This is a genomic window from Schaalia odontolytica (assembly GCF_002847525.1).
GTDB classification, from domain to species: domain Bacteria; phylum Actinomycetota; class Actinomycetes; order Actinomycetales; family Actinomycetaceae; genus Pauljensenia; species Pauljensenia odontolytica_B.
In genome coordinates, this window is the sequence record NZ_PKKM01000005.1 from 1 (window position 1) to 4590 (window position 4590).

General features: G+C 62.2%; 3 protein-coding genes. All 3 read right to left on the bottom strand.

Annotated elements, in window-relative coordinates; all coding sequences use genetic code 11:
- Positions 1 to 400: 400 nt before the first annotated feature.
- Positions 401 to 1663, bottom strand: coding sequence for a tyrosine--tRNA ligase (gene tyrS / locus CYJ22_RS04070; protein WP_101601332.1), 1263 nt, complete (start codon positions 1661 to 1663; stop codon positions 401 to 403).
- 70 nt (positions 1664 to 1733) lie between these two features.
- Entirely contained in the window at positions 1734 to 3161 is a 1428-nt protein-coding gene (gene argH / locus CYJ22_RS04075) for an argininosuccinate lyase (protein WP_101601334.1), read from the bottom strand.
- 43 nt (positions 3162 to 3204) lie between these two features.
- Positions 3205 to 4560: an O-antigen ligase family protein gene (locus CYJ22_RS04080; protein ID WP_101601336.1), complete on the bottom strand. Its 1356-nt coding sequence runs from the start codon at positions 4558 to 4560 to the stop codon at positions 3205 to 3207.
- Positions 4561 to 4590: the final 30 nt, after the last annotated feature.

Sequence of the window (4590 nt, forward strand, 5' to 3'; positions counted from 1 at the left end):
GCCGCCAGCGTTCGTCCTGAGCCAGGATCAAACTCTCCGAACAAAAACAAAAACGTTAAAGCCCAGAAAAACCAACCAACCAAAAAGGCCAGCCAGCAATCCCAACCAAAAACACTCAAAAACAAAAAACAGGCATAAAAAAACAAACAAACACACTATCGAGTTCACAAACAACACCCACACACCCAGACAACCAAGCCACAAAACCCAGCCACCCAAGCAGTGAACCACCACCACAAACCCACAAACAAGCTCGCGGCGACAGGTGAATAATCTACTCACCCCCACACCCAAAGTCAAACCAAAACACCGTGACCCCCACCACACACACCACAAACCCACCAAACACAACGAAAAGAGGGCATCCGACAATTGTCGGATGCCCTCTTGTTCGAAGCGATCAGCTCAGTTCAAGCACGGCGAGGTTCTTACGACCCTTACGAATGAGAGCCAGTCCACCAGCAAGGACGTCTTCTTCGCGCAGAACAGCCTCGGGATCCTCGACCTTGATGTTGTTGATGGAGGCGCCGCCGGAGGCGATCGTACGGCGTGCCGCAGTCTTGCCCTTCTCAAAGCCGAGGGCAACGAGCGCATCGGCCACGGTCGACTCGCCGATGGTGAGGGACGCTCGTGGTAGATCCGCGGTGGCAGCGGCCAGCGTTGCCTCGTCGAGATCACGGATATCGCCTCCGCCCCACAGGGCGTCGGTCGCAGCGAGAACGCGCTGAAGCTGATCGGCCCCGTGCACGAGTTCCGTGACGGAGGCAGCCAGCGCCTTCTGCGCGGCACGCTGGTGCGGACGCTCGGCAACCTCAACGGCCAACGCCTCGATCTCTTCACGCGACTTGAACGTGAAGATCTTCAGGAAGCGCACCACGTCGTCGTCCGCGACCTGGAGCCAGAACTGGTAGAAGGCATAGGGGGTCATCATCTCCGGGTCAAGCCAGATGGCACCCCCCTCAGACTTACCGAACTTCGTTCCGTCGGCCTTGGTAATAATCGGCGTGGTCATCACGTGGGTATCGACGCCCTCAACCTTACGGATCAGGTCGACCCCGCCCACCATGTTGCCCCACTGGTCGTTACCGCCGGTCTCGAGCGTGCAGCCGTTGCGGCGGTAGAGCTCGAGGAAGTCGTTGGCCTGGAGCACCTGGTAGGAGAACTCGGTGTAGGAGATGCCCTCGTCCGAGGCAATACGGCGGGCAACGATGTCCTTGTTGAGCATGGTGCCCACGCGGAAGTACTTGCCGATAGTACGCAGCAGGTCGATCGCGCTCATCTCCTGGGTCCAATCCAGGTTGTTCACCATCGTGGCTGCAGCAGGACCCTCGAAGTCGAGGAACTTCGAGATCTGCGAATGCAGGCGATCTGCCCAGCCCTTCACGACCTCGGTCGACTGAAGCTGACGCTCGCCGCTCTGACGCGGGTCGCCGATCTGACCGGTGGCCCCGCCCACGAGAGCGAGCGGACGGTGGCCGGCGAGCTGCAGGTGACGCATCACGATCAGCTGAACCAGGTGTCCATGGTGCAGGGAGGGCGCCGTCGGGTCATAGCCGCAATAGAAGGTGACAGGTCCGGCGGCCAGGTGCTCACGGAGCGCCTCGAGGTCGGTGTGCTGCGCGAGCAGCCCACGCCACTGCAGTTCGTCCAGAATGTCTGTCACGAAAGTTGTCCTTCCTTGCGGATTCGACGGATGAGTACCGTCATAGTGTATCGGCTTGCGAGTACGGGCGTTAACGCAGCGCGGTGGCCGCCCACTCGCGCGCATCGGCGAGACCCGCCTCGGCCTCGGCGATCTGCTCGCGCACGCGCTCCGGGGCAGTGCCGCCACGCCCGCGGCGTGCACTCACGGAACCTTCCACGGTCAGCACAGCGCGAACCTCGGGGGTCAGGGCCGACGAGGCCTGGGCGAGCTCCTCGTCCGTCAGGTCCGCGAGCTCCACTCCCCTAGCCTCGGCGAGGCGCACGCACGCGCCCGAGATCTCGTGAGCGTCGCGGAACGGAACGCCCTGCTTCACCAGCCACTCGGCAATGTCGGTGGCGAGCGAGAAGCCCTGCGGAGCCAGCTCCTCGAGACGGTCGAGATGAATCGTCATTGTGTCGATCATGCCGGCGACGGCAGGACACAGGACGTCGAGGGTGTCGATCTGATCGAACACCGGCTCCTTGTCTTCCTGCAGATCACGGTCGTAGGCGAGCGGAATACCCTTGAGGACCGCGAGCAGGCCGGTCAGGTCACCGATGAGGCGGCCGGCCTTGCCACGGGCCAGCTCCGCGACGTCAGGGTTCTTCTTCTGGGGCATGATCGACGAACCCGTGGAGTATGAGTCGTCCAGCGTGACGTAGCCGAACTCCTTCGTGTTCCAGATGACGATTTCCTCCGACAGGCGCGAAATGTCAATACCGATCTGGGCGCACACGAAGGCGAACTCGGCGACCACGTCGCGAGCAGCCGTTCCGTCAATCGAGTTTTCGACGGAGTCATTAAAGCCGAGAGCAGCAGCAATGCGGCGAGGATCCATGCCGAGGGTATTACCGGCGAGCGCGCCGGAACCATACGGGGAGATGGCTGCGCGCTTGTCCCAGTCGCGCAGGCGCGCGACGTCGCGCAGCAGCGGCCACACGTGCGCCAGCAGGTGATGAGCGACGAGCACGGGCTGCGCGTGCTGCATGTGGGTGCGGCCCGGCATCACAGCATCGCCGGCGCGCACGGCCTGCCCGACGAGAGCCTGAGCGATGTCAAGAACGCGACCTGCCAGGTGACGCGCCTCCTCGCGCAGGTACACGCGAATGAGTGTGGCGATCTGGTCGTTGCGGGAGCGTCCAGCGCGCAACTTGCCACCCAGCGTCGCTCCCGCTCGCTCGATGAGGCCACGCTCCAGCGCGGTATGGACGTCCTCGTCGTCGGCAGCAGGCACAAACACCCCCGAAGCGACATCCGCGTCCAGACGCGCCAGAGCATCGTGCATATCCGCGCATTCCTGGTCGGTCAGCAGTCCGACGCGATGCAGCTCATCGGCGTGCGCATGCGAGCCCGCGATATCCACGTGGGCCAGACGGAAGTCGAAGTGCGTCGACACGCTCAGTGCAGCCAGTGCCTGCGACGGCCCTCCAGAAAAACGACCGCCCCACAGAGAGACGTGAGTTTCGGACTGCGACATGAGTTTCCTCCTGGCTCGGCGACAACGATGATGTTCGTAGGCTTTAAGAATATTCGAGGTGCTGGCGGGCCGCCGACGGCCACACCACGGGAACCTCTCCTCGGACCTTCACCCACGTCGCGATCATGACGAAGAGCATCCAGTTGCCCTCGAAGAGCAGGCGCGACTCAGTAAACGACTGAATAAACATCGCGATGATGATGACGGCGGGGATCACGTCCCACAAATTGTCGTCGATGTGGGCGACCGCGACCTTCACAACGCGATACAGCGTCCAGACGATCGCGACGGTGATCATGGCCGCGCCCACGAAGCCGGTCGTCAACGCCGCCTCGACATACACGTTGTGCGCCTGGTTCGTCGGCGTCCCATCGGGACGGATCACGAGCGATGCAAAAGGTTCCATCCACGTGGGCCACCCAATGAACCAGCCCCAACCGCCGATCGGGCGCTGCGCGACGAGGGGCGCCACCGCGTGCCAGATGACGGAGCGCCCGCTCATATCGGGACTACGACCGAAAGCGTCGGCGATCATGTGACGACAGAAGAATGCTGTGATTGCAGTGAGAACACCGATCCCCGCAAACCCGCCGACAACGCGCAAGCGCAGGCGTTCCGGAACTCTACGCTGCACGACGAGGCCCGCGATAACCAGGAAGCAACCGACCGTCGAGAGAGCGACCGTCGCAGACTGAGTCAGCAGCAACACTGCGCCGCACAAGCCGAGCCACACCAGCGTCGAGAGCCGAGAGTTCCTCGTCTGCATGTATCGAAGAACTAAGCACACCGCCAGAAGCAGTGCGATGAAAGCAAGAGGATTCCTGTTCCCAGGGAACCCCTGGATCGGCCCACCTTCCAGGAGCAATCCGTCCACCCAGTAGTAGGACGCCGGCAGGAGCCCCCTCCCCCACATGATGGGAGGAGCGAGCGGACCTCGACCAAAGAAAGCCACCAGGGCCTCGAGAATAAACGAGGAGCCGATAATCCACTGGAACGCGAGGATCAACGCGCCAACGAGCTCGGTGAGCGGCAGCGCAACAGCCACAGCGATCGACACCAGCGTCAGAGCGAGGGATAAGACCGCGAATTGCGCGCTCTGCGCAGGGGCGACGGACCACAGACACGACAGAGCACACCAGGCGACAAAAAGACACGTCGTGGTCGGAAAGCGACGCAGCAACAGCGAGCGTCCCGAGGTCCAAAAAAGCACCACAAACGACACAAGCAGAATCAGCATCGGCACAAGAGAACCGATGTCCCCGAAAATGCCACGAACGCCTTTGCCGGCAAAACCGACAAAGAACATCGCAGCAACCGTGTAGCGCATCATGCGCGCGCGCAGGGCATCATCGCGATCGGTCCCCACGGCATCGCTCACGGCGCTCGCCTCATAAGTCATACACGAAACAGTAAGCGAGGCGGGAGCGGC